This window comes from Bradyrhizobium sp. AZCC 2230, from assembly GCF_036924495.1.
Classification (GTDB): Bacteria; Pseudomonadota; Alphaproteobacteria; order Rhizobiales; family Xanthobacteraceae; genus Bradyrhizobium; species Bradyrhizobium rifense.
This window is the reverse complement of sequence record NZ_JAZHRS010000001.1, coordinates 7,414,714-7,429,604: the sequence shown is the minus strand read 5'-3', so window position 1 is coordinate 7,429,604 and position 14,891 is coordinate 7,414,714. Positions and strand designations below refer to the sequence as shown.

At 64.6% G+C, this 14,891-nt stretch carries 14 protein-coding genes; 11 read left to right on the top strand and 3 right to left on the bottom strand.

Features of this window, described 5'->3' with window-relative positions:
• Positions 1-59: 59 nt before the first annotated feature.
• The 6 genes from ileS to arfB all read left to right on the top strand — a co-directional run bounded on the left by ileS (position 60) and on the right by arfB (position 7,905).
• Positions 60-3,068, top strand: a complete 3,009-nt coding sequence (ileS, locus tag V1280_RS35455) for an isoleucine--tRNA ligase (RefSeq protein ID WP_334535282.1) — start codon at positions 60-62, stop codon at positions 3,066-3,068.
• 10 nt (positions 3,069-3,078) lie between these two features.
• Complete coding sequence (gene lspA / locus V1280_RS35450; RefSeq protein ID WP_334535281.1) at positions 3,079-3,573, top strand: signal peptidase II; 495 nt, start codon at positions 3,079-3,081, stop codon at positions 3,571-3,573.
• Positions 3,574-3,683: 110 nt separating this feature from the next.
• A complete protein-coding gene (locus tag V1280_RS35445) occupies positions 3,684-4,415 on the top strand; it encodes a hypothetical protein (RefSeq protein ID WP_334535280.1) in 732 nt (243 codons plus the stop codon).
• Positions 4,416-4,608: 193 nt separating this feature from the next.
• The gene (locus V1280_RS35440) at positions 4,609-6,003 is read left to right on the top strand and encodes a M16 family metallopeptidase (RefSeq protein WP_334535279.1); all 1,395 of its coding nucleotides are present in this window, start codon (positions 4,609-4,611) and stop codon (positions 6,001-6,003) included.
• Entirely contained in the window at positions 6,000-7,373 is a 1,374-nt protein-coding gene (locus V1280_RS35435) for a M16 family metallopeptidase (protein WP_334535278.1), read from the top strand. The genes V1280_RS35440 and V1280_RS35435 overlap by 4 nt, the downstream gene beginning before the upstream one ends.
• Positions 7,374-7,488: 115 nt before the next feature.
• Positions 7,489-7,905 (top strand): alternative ribosome rescue aminoacyl-tRNA hydrolase ArfB, encoded by a 417-nt coding sequence (arfB, locus tag V1280_RS35430; protein WP_334535277.1) that lies wholly within the window; start codon positions 7,489-7,491, stop codon positions 7,903-7,905.
• 164 nt (positions 7,906-8,069) lie between these two features.
• Here arfB and V1280_RS35425 read toward each other — a convergent pair whose 3' ends face one another.
• Positions 8,070-8,378, bottom strand: coding sequence for a hypothetical protein (locus V1280_RS35425; RefSeq protein WP_334535276.1), 309 nt, complete (start codon positions 8,376-8,378; stop codon positions 8,070-8,072).
• Positions 8,379-8,684: 306 nt separating this feature from the next.
• Here V1280_RS35425 and V1280_RS35420 point away from each other — a divergent pair, with 306 nt between their 5' ends.
• Genes V1280_RS35420 through V1280_RS35405 form a run of 4 tightly spaced genes read left to right on the top strand, consistent with a single transcriptional unit; the run spans position 8,685 to position 11,650 of the window.
• Positions 8,685-9,071, top strand: a complete 387-nt coding sequence (locus V1280_RS35420) for a c-type cytochrome (RefSeq protein WP_334535275.1) — start codon at positions 8,685-8,687, stop codon at positions 9,069-9,071.
• Positions 9,072-9,467 carry a VOC family protein gene (locus V1280_RS35415; RefSeq protein WP_334535274.1) on the top strand — a complete coding sequence of 132 codons (396 nt, stop codon included), beginning with the start codon at positions 9,072-9,074 and terminating at the stop codon, positions 9,465-9,467.
• A gap of 37 nt (positions 9,468-9,504) precedes the next feature.
• On the top strand, positions 9,505-10,053 hold the full coding sequence (locus tag V1280_RS35410) for a gluconate 2-dehydrogenase subunit 3 family protein (protein ID WP_334535273.1): 549 nt from the start codon (positions 9,505-9,507) through the stop codon (positions 10,051-10,053).
• A gap of 28 nt (positions 10,054-10,081) precedes the next feature.
• Positions 10,082-11,650 carry a GMC family oxidoreductase gene (locus tag V1280_RS35405; RefSeq protein WP_334535272.1) on the top strand — a complete coding sequence of 523 codons (1,569 nt, stop codon included), beginning with the start codon at positions 10,082-10,084 and terminating at the stop codon, positions 11,648-11,650.
• A 213-nt stretch (positions 11,651-11,863) separates the two neighbouring features.
• Here the strand turns inward: V1280_RS35405 and V1280_RS35400 are convergent, their stop codons facing one another.
• Complete coding sequence (locus tag V1280_RS35400) at positions 11,864-12,181, bottom strand: ribbon-helix-helix domain-containing protein (protein WP_148777622.1); 318 nt, start codon at positions 12,179-12,181, stop codon at positions 11,864-11,866.
• Positions 12,182-12,423: 242 nt separating this feature from the next.
• On the opposite strand from V1280_RS35400, the gene mutL reads away from it, so the two are divergent.
• Positions 12,424-14,229 carry a DNA mismatch repair endonuclease MutL gene (gene mutL, locus V1280_RS35395; protein WP_334535271.1) on the top strand — a complete coding sequence of 602 codons (1,806 nt, stop codon included), beginning with the start codon at positions 12,424-12,426 and terminating at the stop codon, positions 14,227-14,229.
• Positions 14,230-14,335: 106 nt separating this feature from the next.
• Here mutL and rsmD read toward each other — a convergent pair whose 3' ends face one another.
• Positions 14,336-14,890 (bottom strand): 16S rRNA (guanine(966)-N(2))-methyltransferase RsmD, encoded by a 555-nt coding sequence (rsmD, locus tag V1280_RS35390; RefSeq protein WP_334535270.1) that lies wholly within the window; start codon positions 14,888-14,890, stop codon positions 14,336-14,338.
• Between the last annotated feature and the right edge of the window lies 1 nt (position 14,891).

Sequence of the window (14,891 nt, the reverse complement as noted above, 5' to 3'; positions counted from 1 at the left end):
TTCACCCCGCGATTCCGCATCGCCATCCGTTCCCGCGCCATTCCGAGCCAGTCAGCCTCATGTCCGAAAAGCCGCAGAAGTCCCAAAATTCCGAAGTCAAAGACTATTCGAAAACCCTGTTCCTGCCGCAGACCGAATTCCCGATGCGCGCCGGCCTGCCGCAGCGCGAGCCGGAGATCCTGAAATACTGGAACGACATCGGCCTCTACGACAAGCTGCGCCGGGAAGCCGAGGGACGCGCCAAATTCGTGCTGCATGACGGACCGCCCTACGCCAACGGCAACATCCATATCGGGCACGCGCTGAACAAGATCCTCAAGGACGTCGTAACCAAGAGCCAGCAGATGCTTGGCTTCGACTCCAACTACGTGCCCGGCTGGGACTGCCACGGCCTGCCGATCGAGTGGAAGATCGAAGAGGAGAACTACCGCTCGAAGGGCAAGCAGAAGCCCGATTTCCGCGACTCCGCCGCGATGGTGGCATTCCGCAAGGAGTGCCGTGCCTATGCGACGCACTGGATCAACGTGCAGCGCGAGGAGTTCAAGCGGCTCGGCATCATCGGCGACTGGGATCATCCCTATCAGACGATGAGCTACCCGGCCGAAGCGCAGATCGCCCGCGAGCTGATGAAGTTCGCCGCCAACGGCACGCTGTATCGCGGCTCCAAGCCGGTGATGTGGAGCGTGGTCGAGAAGACCGCGCTCGCCGAAGCCGAGGTCGAGTACGAGGATTATACCTCCGACATGGTCTGGGTGAAATTCCCGGTCACCTCGCCCGCGCATGGCGCGCTCGCTTCCGCAAGCATCGTGATCTGGACCACCACGCCCTGGACGCTGCCCGGCAACCGCGCGATCGCGTTCTCGCCGAAGATCGCCTACGGCCTCTACAAGGTGACGGAGGCCGCAGCGGACAATTGGGCGAAGACCGGCGATCTCCTGATCCTGGCCGACGCGCTGGCCGCAGAGGTCTTCAAGCAGGCACGCGTTACGGCCTTCGAGAAGGTGCGCGACATTCCCGGCGACACGCTGGACGCAGTCGAATGCGCCCATCCCTTGCGCGGTCTCGACGGCGGTTACGAGTTCATCGTGCCGCTGCTCGCCGGCGAGCATGTCACCGACGATACCGGCACCGGCTTCGTGCACACCGCGCCGAGCCACGGCCGCGAAGACTTCGACGTCTGGACGGCCAATACCCGCGAGCTCGACGCACGCGGCATCTCGACCGCGATCCCCTACACCGTCGACGAGAACGGCGCCTACACCGCGCAGGCCCCCGGCTTCACCGGCAAGCGCGTGCTCAACGACAAGGGCGAGAAGGGCGACGCCAACGAGGCCGTGATCAAGGCGCTGATCGAGGCCGGCAAGCTCTTGGCGCGCGGCCGCCTCAAGCACCAATATCCGCATTCCTGGCGCTCGAAGAAGCCGGTGATCTTCCGCAACACGCCGCAATGGTTCATCGCGATGGACAAGGACATCAGCGAGAACGGCCATGCGAAGAAGGGCGACACGCTGCGCGCCCGCGCGCTGCATGCGATCTCGGTGACGCAGTGGGTGCCGCCGTCGGGCGAGAACCGCATCAACGGCATGATAGCCAACCGTCCGGACTGGGTGATCTCGCGTCAGCGCGCCTGGGGCGTTCCGATCGCCGTGTTCGTGCGCGAGAACAGCGATGGCTCGGCCGAGATCCTGCAGGACGAGATCATCAATCAGCGCATCACCGAGGCCTTCGTCGAGGAAGGCGCCGACGCCTGGTACATGGACGGCGCCCGCGAACGCTTCCTCGGGTCCCGCGCGAGCGAAGACTGGAAGAAGGTCGACGACATCTGCGACGTCTGGTTCGACTCCGGCTCCACGCACGCCTTCGTGCTCGAGGATCGCCAAAACTTCCCGCAGCTCGGCAACATCGTCCGCAAGATCGACGGCGGCCAGGACACCGTGATGTATCTGGAAGGCAGCGATCAGCATCGCGGCTGGTTCCACTCCTCGCTGCTGGAAAGCGCCGGCACGCGCGGCCGCGCACCCTACGACGTCGTGCTCACCCACGGCTTCACGCTCGACGAGAACGGTCGCAAGATGTCGAAGTCGCTCGGCAATACCGTCGAGCCGCAGAAGGTGATCAAGGATTCGGGTGCGGACATTCTGCGCCTGTGGGTCTGCGCCACCGACTATGCCGATGACCAGCGCATCGGCCCGGAGATCCTGAAGAACACCATCGAGACCTATCGCAAGCTGCGCAATACGGCGCGCTGGATGCTTGGAACGCTGCATCACTTCAAGCCGAGCGAGAAGGTCGCCCATGCCGACATGCCCGAGCTCGAACGGCTGATGCTGCACGAACTGGCCGGCCATGCCGAGACCATCCGCAAGGCCTATGCCGCATTCGACTACAAGACCGTCGTCGCAAGCCTCTCGGCCTTCATGAACTCCGATCTGTCGGCGTTCTACTTCGATATCCGGAAGGATACGCTGTATTGCGATCCGCCGTCCTCGGTGGCGCGCAAGGCGGCGCTCACCACGATTGACATCCTGTGCGACGCGATCCTGAAATGGCTCGCCCCGATCCTGAGCTTCACGACCGACGAAGCCTGGCGGATGTTCCGTCCGGAGACCGCGCCTTCCATCCATTTGACGCTGTTCCCGGAAGGCCTCGAAAAGCTCCGTGACGACAAGCTCGCCGCGAAGTGGGAGACCATCCGCAACGTCCGCCGCGTCGTCACCGGCGCCCTCGAACTTGAACGTGCCGCCAAGAACATCGGCTCCTCGCTCGAGGCCTCGCCCGTGATCTATGTCGCCGACCGCGACATGCTGGCGACCTTGTTCGACACTGATCTCGCCGAGATCTGCATCACCTCGAACTACGAGGTGCGTGAGGGCGAGGCGCCGGCTTCCGCGTTCCGTCTCGATGCCGTGCCCGGCGTCGCGGTCGTGGTGGAGAAGGCCGTCGGCACCAAATGCGCGCGCTCCTGGAAGATCTCGCCGACCGTGGGGGAAGACCCTGAATATCCCGACGTCACCCCGCGCGACGCCAAGGCGCTGCGCGAATGGAAGGCGTTGGGCGTGAGCGTCTGATCGGCCTGCCATGACCCCGCTCCGCGCCGGCATCCTCGCGGCATTGGTCACGCTCGTGGCCGATCAGGCCTCAAAGCTCTGGCTGCTGAACGGGTTCGACCTTGCCCGCCGCGGCGTGGTGAAGGTGACGCCGTTCTTCGACCTGGTGCTGGCCTGGAACATCGGGATCAGCTTCGGCTGGCTCCAGAACGACGGTCAGGCCGCGCAGCTCGCGCTGATGGCGGTGAAGGTCATCGCGGTGATTGCGCTCGCGATCTGGATGGCGCGGTCGCAGACCCGGCTCGCCACGATGGCCCTGGGACTGATCATCGGCGGCGCCATCGGCAACGGCATCGACCGCCTGGCGTATGGCGCGGTGGTCGATTTCGCCCTGTTCCACATCGAAATCGGCGGAAATATCTATAATTGGTACGTTTTCAACCTGGCAGATGTGGCCATCGTTGCTGGGGTCGCGGCCCTATTGTATGATTCCTTCCTGGGGGTACCCGCCGCAAAAGCGCCCTGATCCCGGCCGATACGGACCGGAGGCGGAACCTTGCTTGGCGAGGGGTGGTCGCGCGAGCCGCGGCAAGACCGGCATCATCAAGACTGCCACATTATGGAACAGGTACAGGCATGCGCAGCTCCGAGACCAGCGGTTCGATCGGCCGAGACGCCCGGCGGGGATTTTGGCTGGCGCTGAAATTGTCAGCCGCAGCCCTCGGCATCGGCCTCGTCATGTCGGCAGGCCCGGTCCGCGCCGGTGACGATGGCGACGATGACGACGACATGACCTTCGAAGAGAAGCTCATCGACAATCTGATGTCCGGCCTCGGCGGCAAGAGCATGGAAAAGAAGGGCATCGAGTACCGCGAGCGCTCGCCGCTGGTGGTGCCGCCCAAGCTCGACCTGCCACCGCCCGCCGGCGCTGAGGCCAAGGACGCGCCGAACTGGCCGAAGGATCCCGACGAGAAGCGCCGCAAGGAGGCCATCGCTGCGCGGAAGAAGGCGGGCAACAAGCAAGCGGAATACTTGCAAAACGCCCGCCCGCTGTCGCCGGCCGAATTGGACGCCCACAGGACGGCCGGCCCCGACAAGACCATCAATGATCCGATCCAGCCTGGCTCCAACACCAATCACCCGACGATGAGCCCGGCCGAGCTCGGTTACACCGGCGGCCTGTTCAAGATGTTTTCGAACAACAAGGACGAGAGCAAGCAATTCACGGCCGAGCCGCCGCGCCAGTCTCTGACCGAGCCGCCGCCGGGATATCAGACGCCTTCGTCGAACTATGCCTATGGTACCGGCGAGGATAAGTCGCGGCGGACCTATTTCGACGTCAGGTCGGGTAAGGAAAAGGAGCAATAGGCTCCTTGCCCATCGCACGCAGGCGTGGACCCGCCGCAATCGTCCGGTGTAGGCGGGACGCGGCAGATGACCTATTTTTAAGTACAACTTGACCGCGTTCTCTGCTTCGTGACCCGAAGCTCAAAGCCGCGCGGTGTAGCATGCCGTGCTTTCACGCCCGGACATCAGGGTCCGGGCTTTCACAAGGATCGTGATGTCCTCACACCGATCGGTTGCCTGCCTCTTCGCCGCGCTGCTCTCGACATCTGCTTTATCCGTCGGCAGCGCACACGCCCAGACGACGGTCACGTCTGCGCCGCCCGCCAGCTTCACGCTCAGCAATGGCCTCCAGGTCGTGGTGATCCCCGACCACCGCACACCCGTGGTCACGGAGATGATCTGGTACAAGGTCGGTTCGGCCGACGAGACGCCGGGCAAATCCGGCCTCGCCCATTTCCTCGAGCATCTGATGTTCAAGGGCACGGAGAAGCACCCGGTCGGCGAATTCTCGCAGACCGTACTCCGCGTCGGCGGCAACGAGAACGCCTCGACCTCGGTCGACTACACCAACTACTACCAGCGCGTGCCGCGCGAGCAATTGCCGAGCATGATGGAGTTCGAGGCCGACCGCATGACCGGCCTGATCCTCAAGAACGAGAATGTGTTGCCCGAGCGCGACGTCGTGCTCGAAGAGTACAACATGCGCGTCGCCAACAGCCCGGACGCGCGCCTCAACGAGCAGGTCATGGCCGCGCTCTACCTCAACCATCCCTATGGCCGGCCGGTGATCGGCTGGCACCAGGAGATCGAGAAGCTCAATCGCGAGGACGCACTCGCCTTCTATCGCCGCTTCTACGCGCCGAACAACGCGATCCTGGTGATCGCCGGCGACGTCGAGGCCGCCGACGTGCGCCCGCTGGTCGAACGCAATTTCGGCCCGATCCCGGCCCAGCCCGCGATCCCCGCGCAGCGCATCCGCCCGCAGGAGCCGGAGCCGGCGGCACCGCGCACCGTCACGCTGTCCGACCCGCGCGTCGAACAGCCGAGCCTTCGCCGCTTTTACCTGGTGCCCTCGGCGACGACGGCCGCGGCCGGCGAGAGCGCCGCGCTCGACGTGCTGGCGCAGTTGATGGGTAGCGGCAGCAACTCCTATCTCTACCGCGCGCTCGTCGTCGACAAGCCGCTCGCGGTCTCCGCCAGCGCCAGCTATTCCAGCACCTCGCTCGACCCGACCCAGTTCATGGTCTCGGCATCGCCGAAATCCGGTGTCGCCTTCGCAGACATCGAGCAGGTCATCGACGGCGTCATCGCGGACGTCATTGCGAACCCGATCCGCGCCGAGGATCTCGAGCGGGTCAAGACCCAGCTCATCGCGGAGGCGATCTACGCCCAGGACAATCAGGCGGTGCTGGCGCGCTGGTATGGCGGCGCACTGACCACGGGCCTGTCGATCGAAGACATCCGAAGCTGGCCGGACCGCATCCGCGCCGTCACCGCCGAGCAGGTCCGTGAAGCCGCGCAAAGATGGCTCGAGAAGAAGCGCTCGGTGACCGGCTATCTGATCAAGGACACCAGCACCGCTACCAAGCGCGAGGAGAAGCGTTCGTGACCCATCCCTTCCTTCGTGCACGTCAGTTCGCACTGTCCGTCGCCACCGGCGCGGCACTCGCGCTTGCCTCGATCTCGCCCTCGCAGGCGGCAGCAAAGATCCAGCACCTGGTCTCGCCGGGCGGTATCGAGGCCTGGTTCGTCCAGGACGCGACCGTGCCGCTGATCGCCATGGAATATTCCTTTGCCGGCGGCTCGGCGCAGGATCCCAAGGACAAGCCGGGCGTCGCCAATCTGGTCGGCGACCTCCTCGACGAGGGCTCCGGTGATCTCGACTCCAAGACGTTCCATGAGCGGCTCGACCGCCGCGCCATCGAGCTTTCCTTCAGCGCGACCCGCGATACTTTCCGCGGCAGCCTGCGCATGCTCCGCGACAACAAGGACGAGGCTTTCGACCTGTTGCGCTCATCGCTGACCTCCCCGCACTTCGACACCGCCGACGTCGAGCGCATCCGCTCGCAGGTCATCTCGGGCCTGCGCCGCGACACCACCAACCCGAGCTCGCTCGCGAGCCGCAAATTCCTGGAGATGGCGTTCGGCGATCACCCTTACGGGCAGCAGACCACCGGCACGCTGGAGAGCGTTCCGACCATTACGGTTGCCGACATGAAGGATTACGTCGGGCGCAACCTTGCCAAGGACACGCTCAAGATCGCCGTGGTCGGCGACGTCGATCCGGTCACCCTCGGCAAGCTGCTCGACCACACATTTGGCAGCCTGCCTGCCAAGGCCACTCTGACGCCGGTCCCAGACGTCGAGGCAGCCAAGCCGCCGCAGCGCGCCTTCGTACCGCTCGACGTGCCGCAGACCGTGATCACCTTTGGCGGTCCCGGCGTCAAGCGCAGCGATCCGAACTTCATGGCGGCCTATGTCGTCAACCATATCCTCGGCGGCGGGGGCCTGTCCTCGCGGCTCTATCGCGAGGTGCGCGAAAAGCGCGGGCTGGCCTATTCCGTGTTCGAATCGCTGCTCTGGATGGAGCATTCGGCGGTCTTCATCGGCAACACCGGCACCCGTGCCGACCGCGCCGGCGACACCATGGATGCCATCGAGAAGGAAGTGCGCCGCATCGCCGACGAGGGCCCGACGCAGAAGGAGCTCGACGAGGCCAAGTCCTACCTCAAGGGCTCGCAGATGCTGGCGCTCGACACCTCCTCCAAGCTCGCGCAGGCGCTGCTGCAATATCAGCAGGACAAGCTGCCGATCGACTATATCGAGAAGCGCAACGGCATTGTCGACGCGGTGACGCTGGACGACGCCAAGGCCGCCGCCAAGCGGCTCTGGGGCCAGGGGCTTTTGACCGTCATCGTCGGCCGCGCCCCGCAGGCCGCCGCACAACCGGCCGCCGCACCGGCGACCAAGTCGAACTGACATCACCTGACGTTTCCTGAAATGGCCGGGCTCGCCCGGCCATTTGCGTTTCCAGATGCACCATTGCCGAAAATGGGCGTCCGCGATATGTCCGGACGTCACGAATGGTGCCATCATGCTGCGGATATCCCGCGATCTCGTCATCGACGAGGACGACATCGAGATCGCCTTTGTCCGCGCCTCCGGCCCGGGCGGGCAGAACGTCAACAAGGTGTCGACCTCGGCCCAGCTGCGCTTCGACACGCGCAAGCTGACCATCCCGGAGGATGCGACGATCCGGCTTGCCCGCATCGCCGGCCAGCGCATGACCAAGGACGGCGTGATCGTGATCCACGCCCAGCGCTTCCGCACCCAGGAACGTAACCGGCAGGACGCCACCGACCGACTCGTCGAGATCCTGAGCGAAGCCATGATCCGGCCGACGCCGCGCCGCGCGACGCGGCCGACCTTTGCCTCCAAGCAACGCCGGCTGGACGGCAAGAAGCGCCGCAGCGACGTCAAGTCCAAGCGCGGGCGCGGTTTCGACGACTAGAGCCTTTCCCGTTCCGATGGAATCGGAACGGGGCTCTAGATTCTTGTTTCGACGCGTTTTCTTGACGCGAACCGGTATCCACTTCGCTCGAAAACGCTCTAGCAGGCACAGCAAAAGAACTCCGGCCGCAGGGCGACCGGAGTTCTGCCGTTTCACTCCATTGGCTAGTAGCGCTTGCCCATGGCTGCACCGCCCGTCGCCGAATCGTCGGCGGTCCCTTTGTGCGCAGCACTGCCTGTGGTGCCAACCGTGCCCCTGGTGCCCTTCGTCGGCTTCATGCCCGTCGTCTCGCCCGCCACGCCCGGCTGGGCGCTCATCTCCTCGTCGCCGCTGCCCATCGTGCTGCCTTGCATGGGTTTGCTTTGCACGGTGCCGCCAGGCCTGGCGCCAGACGACGTACCTTGCGCGAGAACGGGTGTCACAATGAGGGCCGAGAGGGCGCATGCGATTGCAGAGGTCTTCACCAACTTCATCCATTTCTCCTGGATCTTCGCGATGATCGGTTCGGCGGCTTGATGCGCCGTCCGCCTGAGCCGGACCAGTTCATCGCGCTGAGAGCTCGAACGGCGCGACCGCGATGCAATCCGCCTCGTGTGGTGATCGTTTAGGGATTTGACGGCGGTTTCGCGGAATTGTGCTCCGCATATGCGGCAGCGCGGAACAACGCGCGTCACAAGCGTCTCTGCTCGCACCGAAACAGCCCGCTACTACCACCGCATGTTTTGCGCCGCCTAGAGTTTGCGCACGCTGAATGTGACGTGGATAGGCGAGTCTTGGCGATGCGCGCAGTCATGCTGGGATTGTGCACCGCGATGGTGCTGATGGCGCGTGTTGCTGACGCGCAGATGCCATTGCCGGCCGCGAAGCCGCCGGATGGTGCGACGCTGTTCAAGCAGCAATGCGCGGTGTGCCATACTACCAATCTGTCGGAACCGATGCGGCAGGGTCCGCCGCTGGTGAAGATCGTGGGGCGGACCGCCGGCAAGATCGAGGGCTTTCATTACTCTGACAGCCTCGCGAAAGCAGATTTCACCTGGGACGAATCCAGGCTCGATGCCTGGCTGACGAATCCGCAAGCCGTCATTCCCGGCGTGATCATGGCCTATCGCCAGGGTAAGCCGGAGACGCGCGCCGCCATCATCGCCTATCTCAAGGAACTGAACTGAATGGCCAAGCCTGTCCATTCCATGATCCGCGTGCTCGATGAAGCGCGTTCGCTCGACTTCTACCAGCGCGCTTTCGGCCTCGAAGTCACAGATCATCTGAAGTTTTCAGACTTTGCGCTGATCTATCTGCGTCATCCCTCCTCACCTTTCGAGGTCGAGCTGACGGTCAATTTCGATCGCAAGGAACTATACCAGCTCGGCGACGGCTACGGCCATCTCGCCGTGGTGGTCGAGGATCTCGATGCCGAGCATGCCCGCTTCGCACGCGAGCAGCTCGCACCGGGGCCGCTGCGCGACTTCAAGCACGACGGCAAGACGCTGGCGCGCTTCTTCTTCGTCAGCGATCCCGATGGCTACAAGATCGAAGTGATCCAGCGGGGCGGACGCTTCAACTAACCAAAACATAAAATCCAAAAAATGTACGGAGGAACCCATGAGAGAAGTCGATCGTCGAAGCAAGCACAGCCGCCGTGTCTTTCTCAAGGGCGCGGCAACCGCCGTGCCGGTCGTGGCTGTCGCGACCAGCCTCAGTGCCAGTATCGAGGACGCCTGGGCCGATGAGGCCGGCACACTTTCGCCCGCGACGATGAAGACGCTGCTGAAGGTCGCGCGCGACATCTATCCGCACGACGTTCTCGGCGACAGCTACTACATCGCCGCGATCAAGCCGTGGGACGACAAGGCGGCGAAGGACGCCTCCGTCAAGGCTCTCATCAGCGACGGCATCGCCAGGCTCGATCAGAACGCGAGGGATCGGCACAAGGCACCCTATGCCGAAGTGCCCTGGGAAGCCGATCGCGTGGTGCTCCTGAAGGAGATCGAGCAAAGCGACTTCTTCCAGAAGGTGCGCGGCGACCTCGTCGTCTCCCTCTACAACCAGAAAGAAGTCTGGCCGCGGTTCGGCTACGAGGGCTCCTCCGCCGAGCACGGCGGCTACATCAACCGCGGCTTTGCCGACATCGACTGGCTGCCGAAAGCTTAAGGCCACCCAACGGTTCAGGAGAACGCATATGGCAAAATTCGATCTGAACGATAACAGCGTTGTGGTGATCGTCGGCTCCGGCGCCGGCGGCGGCACGCTGGGCAACGAGCTCGCGCAGAAGGGCGTCAAGGTCGTCATCCTCGAGGCCGGTCCGCGCATCGAGAATCAGGACTTCATCAACGACGAATGGGACAGCTTCACGCAGCTCGCATGGACCGATGCCCGCACCACGTCGGGAACGTGGCGCGTCGCCAAGGATTTTTCGGGCCTGCCCGCCTGGATCGTCAAGGCGGTCGGCGGCTCGACGATCCACTGGGCCGGCGCCTCGCTGCGCTTCGACGAGCACGAGTTCAGGATCAAGAGCACCTACGGCAACATTCCCGGTGCAAATCTTTTGGACTGGCCGGTGACGCTCGCCGAGATGGAGCCATGGTACGCCAAGGCCGAGAACAAGATGGGCGTGACCCGCACCAACGGCATTCCCGGACTTCCCGGCAACAACAATTTCCGGGTGCTGGAGGCCGGTGCGAAGAAGCTCGGCTACAAGACCGTGCACACCGGCAACATGGCGATCAACAGCCAGCCGCGCGACGGACGCGGGTCCTGCCAGCAGATCGGCTTCTGCTTCCAGGGCTGCAAATCCGGCGCGAAATGGTCGACGCTCTACACCGAGATCCCCAAGGGCGAGTCGACCGGAAATCTGGAGGTCCGCCCCGGCAGCATGGTGGTCAAGATCGAGCACGACGCGAGCGGCAAGGTCATCGGCGTGGTCTATGCCGACGAGACCGGGGCAATGCAACGCCAGAAGGCGCGGATCGTCGCGGTCGCAGGCAATTCGATCGAGAGCCCGCGGCTGCTGCTCAACAGCGCGTCCAGCATGTTCCCCGATGGCCTCGGCAACTCGAGCGGCCAGGTCGGCCGCAACTACATGCGCCACATGACCGGCAGCGTCTACGGCGTGTTCGAGAAGTCGGTGCACATGTATCGCGGCACCACCATGGCCGGCATTATCCGCGACGAGGCGCCTAACAATCCGAAACGCGGCTTCGTCGGCGGCTATGAGATGGAGACGCTGTCGCTCGGACTGCCCTTCATGGCCGCGTTCCTCAATCCCGGCTCATGGGGCCGGCCGTTCACCGCTGCGATCGACGGCTATCCGCGGATGGCCGGCATGTGGCTGGTCGGCGAGGACATGCCGCAGGAGACCAATCGCATCACGCTTGATCCAACCGTGAAGGACAAGTTCGGCCAGCCGGTGGCGAGCGTGCATTACGACGATCATCCCAACGACCTCGCGATGCGGGCTCACGCCTACAAGCAGGGTGCGGCGGTCTATGACGCGGTCGGCGCGACCGTGACCTATCCGACGCCGCCTTATCCAAGCACGCACAATCTCGGCTCCAACCGGATGAGCGAGAAGCCGCGCGACGGCGTCGTCAACAAGTTCGGTCAGAGCCACGACGTCAAGAATTTGTTCGTCTCCGACGGCAGCCAGTTCACCAGCGGCGCAGCCTGCAACCCGACGCTGACCATTGTCGCACTCGCAATCCGGCAGGCGGATTACATTGCGGGGGCGATGCAGAAGAGGGAGATTTGATCGTCGTCACACGGGACGACTTGAGGAGAGATTGCGTCTCCGCACTCAGGTGTCGTCCCGGCGAAAGCCGGGACCCATAACCACAGGGAGAAGTGTGACGAAGATTGGTCGTTCGGTACGCCGATCAACCACACTCGATGGATTCCGCGGTATGGGTCCCGGCGTTCGCCGGGACGACATCGAGAATGTGGATTCGGGCTCGCGCTTAGCCAGCTATTCGGCCGCGTCCAGAATCGGCGCAACAGTCGCCTTGAACTCCTGCACCTGCGCCACGCTCCTGGAACGATAGATCAGGCATGAACACCGCAGCAGCGAGGCGAAATTGTTGACCTCGCCGTGGTGGTCGAGCACCTCGTTGTAGAGCGTGGTCAGGAACTTGCCGAGGCTCATGCTCTCCTTGGCCGCGATCTCCTCCAGCGTGTCCCAGAACGCCATTTCCAGCCGGATCGAGGTGCAGTGCCCGCCGATCCGCAAGCTACGGGTCTGGGATTCATAGTCGCGTTGGGGCTGGTGCGCGAAGAGATGGCACATGGCGTCCTCCCGTCCTGTTGCCGTTTTTTCACGATGCTACACCGCGGCCCGGCACCTCACAATCAAGACTGAGCGAGGACCACGGCCGACGCGCGATTTGCTCGAACGTCCAATGGCTTCAAGACGATAGTCCACACTTCTCCCCAGACGGCCACGATCCTGTTGCTTGGTGCATGCTTTTGACGCAACACGGCATAGAATAGCGCACCCAGCGAATCCCAGATCGAGCCCAGATCACGTTCATGCCCGTCCGTCAGCTGCCAGAGCAGGTCGTCAACCGAATCGCCGCCGGCGAGGTGGTCGAGCGCCCGGCCAGCGTGGTCAAGGAACTCGTCGAGAACGCGATCGATGCCGGCGCGAGCCGGATCGACGTCTTCACCGATGGCGGCGGGCGGCGGCGGATCGGCATCACCGATGACGGCAGTGGCATGACGGCGAAGGATCTCGCGCTTGCAGTCGAGCGCCATGCCACGTCCAAGCTCGACGACGAGGATTTGCTCCAGATCCGCACCCTCGGGTTCCGCGGCGAGGCGCTGCCCTCGATCGGCTCGGTCGCGCGGCTCTCCATCACCACGCGGCATGCCAGCGAGCCGCATGCCTGGGCGCTCACTGTCGAAGGCGGCGAGAAATCCGAGATCATGCCGGCCGCGCTCGCGCACGGCACCCGCGTCGAGGTCAACGACCTCTTCTACGCGACGCCGGCACGGCTGAAATTTCTCAAGACCGACCGTACCGAGGCGGAAGCGATCCGCGAAATCGTGAGGCGCCTCGCCATGGCGCGACCCGATGTCGCCTTCACGCTCGCGGGCGAGGAGCGCGCGCCGGTGACCTGGGCCGCGGCGCTGCCCGGCGCCGCCGGGCGCCTGACGCGGCTCGGCGACATCCTCGGCGCGGAGTTCCGCAGCCATGCCTTCGAGGTCCACGCCGAGCGCGAGGGCGTCGTCGTCGCAGGCTATGCGGCCGCGCCCGCGCTGACCAAGGCCAACGCGCTCGGGCAATATCTCTTCGTCAACGGCCGTCCGGTGCGCGACAAGCTGATCCTCGGCGCTGTGCGCGGGGCTTATGCCGACTATCTGCCGCGCGACCGGCATCCGGTGCTGGCGCTGTTCGTCACGCTGGATCCACGGGAGGTCGACGCCAACGTGCATCCGGCCAAGACCGAGGTGCGCTTCCGCAACGCCGGCCTCGTGCGTGCGCTGATCGTGCACGGGCTGAAGGAAGGCCTTGCCCGCGAGGGCCGGCGCACCGCCGCCAACAGCGGCGAGAGCGCGCTGTCGTCGTTCCGCTCGGCCTTCACGCCGCCGCGCCCCGCAAGCTGGGACTGGCGAGCTTCGCCATCCGCGCCGATGCCGTCATTCGACGGCGCGGCGGCGCCCGCCTTCGCCGAGCGTGCGCAGGCTGCGTTCAATGTCGGCGCACCGAGTGCCGACGTGCGGTTCGACCCGCAACCCGTTGCCGATCTCGTCGACCGTCCGCTTGGTGCTGCGCGGACGCAGCTCCACGAGACCTATATCGTCTCGCAGACCCGCGACGGTCTCATCATCGTCGACCAGCACGCCGCGCATGAGCGCATCGTCTACGAGCGGTTGAAAGCCTCGCTCGCCGAAAACGGCGTGCAGCGGCAGATCCTCCTGATCCCCGAGATCGTCGAGATGGACGAGGCCACGGTGGAGCGACTGCTCGAACGCACCGACGAGCTTGGCTCGTTTGGCCTTGCCATCGAATCCTTCGGCCCCGGTGCGGTCGCGGTGCGCGAGACGCCGTCACTGCTGGGCAAGACCAATGCCGGCGGGCTGTTGCGCGATCTCTCCGAGCACATGGCCGAATGGGACGAGGCGCTGCCGCTGGAGCGCCGCCTGATGCACGTCGCCGCCACCATGGCCTGCCACGGCTCGGTACGCGCGGGCCGAAGGCTGCGGCCGGAAGAGATGAACGCGCTGCTCCGCGAGATGGAGGAGACGCCGAACTCCGGCCAGTGCAATCACGGCCGGCCAACCTATGTCGAGCTGAAGCTCGCCGATGTGGAGAAGCTGTTCGGGCGGAGATGAAGGTGCCGTAGGGTCGGCAAAGCGAAGCGTGCCCACCAGTTCTCGCGATCACGAAAAGATGGTGGGCACGGCGCTTTGCGCCTTTGCCCACCCTACGGCAGCGAGACTAGGGCCTCTTCAGAAACACGAACTCCGTGTCGTCATACGCCCGCCGCTCCAGCTCCTCGTACCCCTCCGGCGTCGCGAACTGCGCGGCCTTCGCTTCTTCCACCACCAGCAGCGCGCCCGGCGTCAGCCAGCCGCCATCGCGCAAGGACGCGAGCGCCTTCTCCGCAAAGCCCTTGCCGTAGGGCGGGTCAAGAAACACCAGCGAGAACGGCTCGACGGGATGCGCAGGGCCGAGATCGGTCGCATCGCGGCGATAGACTTTTGTGACACCGCCGAGGCCGAGCGACTCGACATTGTTACGCAGCAACGCGCGCGCCTCGGCGCCGTTGTCCACGAACAGCGTGAACTTCGCACCGCGCGAGGACGCCTCGATGCCGAGCGCGCCCGTGCCGGCGAAGAGATCGAGCACGCGCGCGTCCTCGACCGGATTATCATAGGCGTGCACGAGAATGTTGAACACGGACTCGCGCAGCCGATCCGCCGTGGGGCGGATGTCACGTGAAGACGGTGAGGCCAGATTGCGCCCCTTCAAACGACCGCCGACGACGCGCAAC

Coding starts and splice junctions, on each gene's coding strand:
- V1280_RS35410 (WP_334535273.1), top strand. CDS start 9,505: ATGAGAGAAGTCGATCGTCGAAGCAAGCACAGCCGCCGTGTCTTTCTC.
- ileS (WP_334535282.1), top strand. CDS start 60: ATGTCCGAAAAGCCGCAGAAGTCCCAAAATTCCGAAGTCAAAGACTAT.
- V1280_RS35425 (WP_334535276.1), bottom strand. CDS start 8,378: ATGAAGTTGGTGAAGACCTCTGCAATCGCATGCGCCCTCTCGGCCCTC.
- V1280_RS35405 (WP_334535272.1), top strand. CDS start 10,082: ATGGCAAAATTCGATCTGAACGATAACAGCGTTGTGGTGATCGTCGGC.
- V1280_RS35420 (WP_334535275.1), top strand. CDS start 8,685: ATGCGCGCAGTCATGCTGGGATTGTGCACCGCGATGGTGCTGATGGCG.
- V1280_RS35440 (WP_334535279.1), top strand. CDS start 4,609: ATGTCCTCACACCGATCGGTTGCCTGCCTCTTCGCCGCGCTGCTCTCG.
- mutL (WP_334535271.1), top strand. CDS start 12,424: ATGCCCGTCCGTCAGCTGCCAGAGCAGGTCGTCAACCGAATCGCCGCC.
- arfB (WP_334535277.1), top strand. CDS start 7,489: ATGCTGCGGATATCCCGCGATCTCGTCATCGACGAGGACGACATCGAG.
- lspA (WP_334535281.1), top strand. CDS start 3,079: ATGACCCCGCTCCGCGCCGGCATCCTCGCGGCATTGGTCACGCTCGTG.
- V1280_RS35445 (WP_334535280.1), top strand. CDS start 3,684: ATGCGCAGCTCCGAGACCAGCGGTTCGATCGGCCGAGACGCCCGGCGG.
- V1280_RS35400 (WP_148777622.1), bottom strand. CDS start 12,181: ATGTGCCATCTCTTCGCGCACCAGCCCCAACGCGACTATGAATCCCAG.
- V1280_RS35415 (WP_334535274.1), top strand. CDS start 9,072: ATGGCCAAGCCTGTCCATTCCATGATCCGCGTGCTCGATGAAGCGCGT.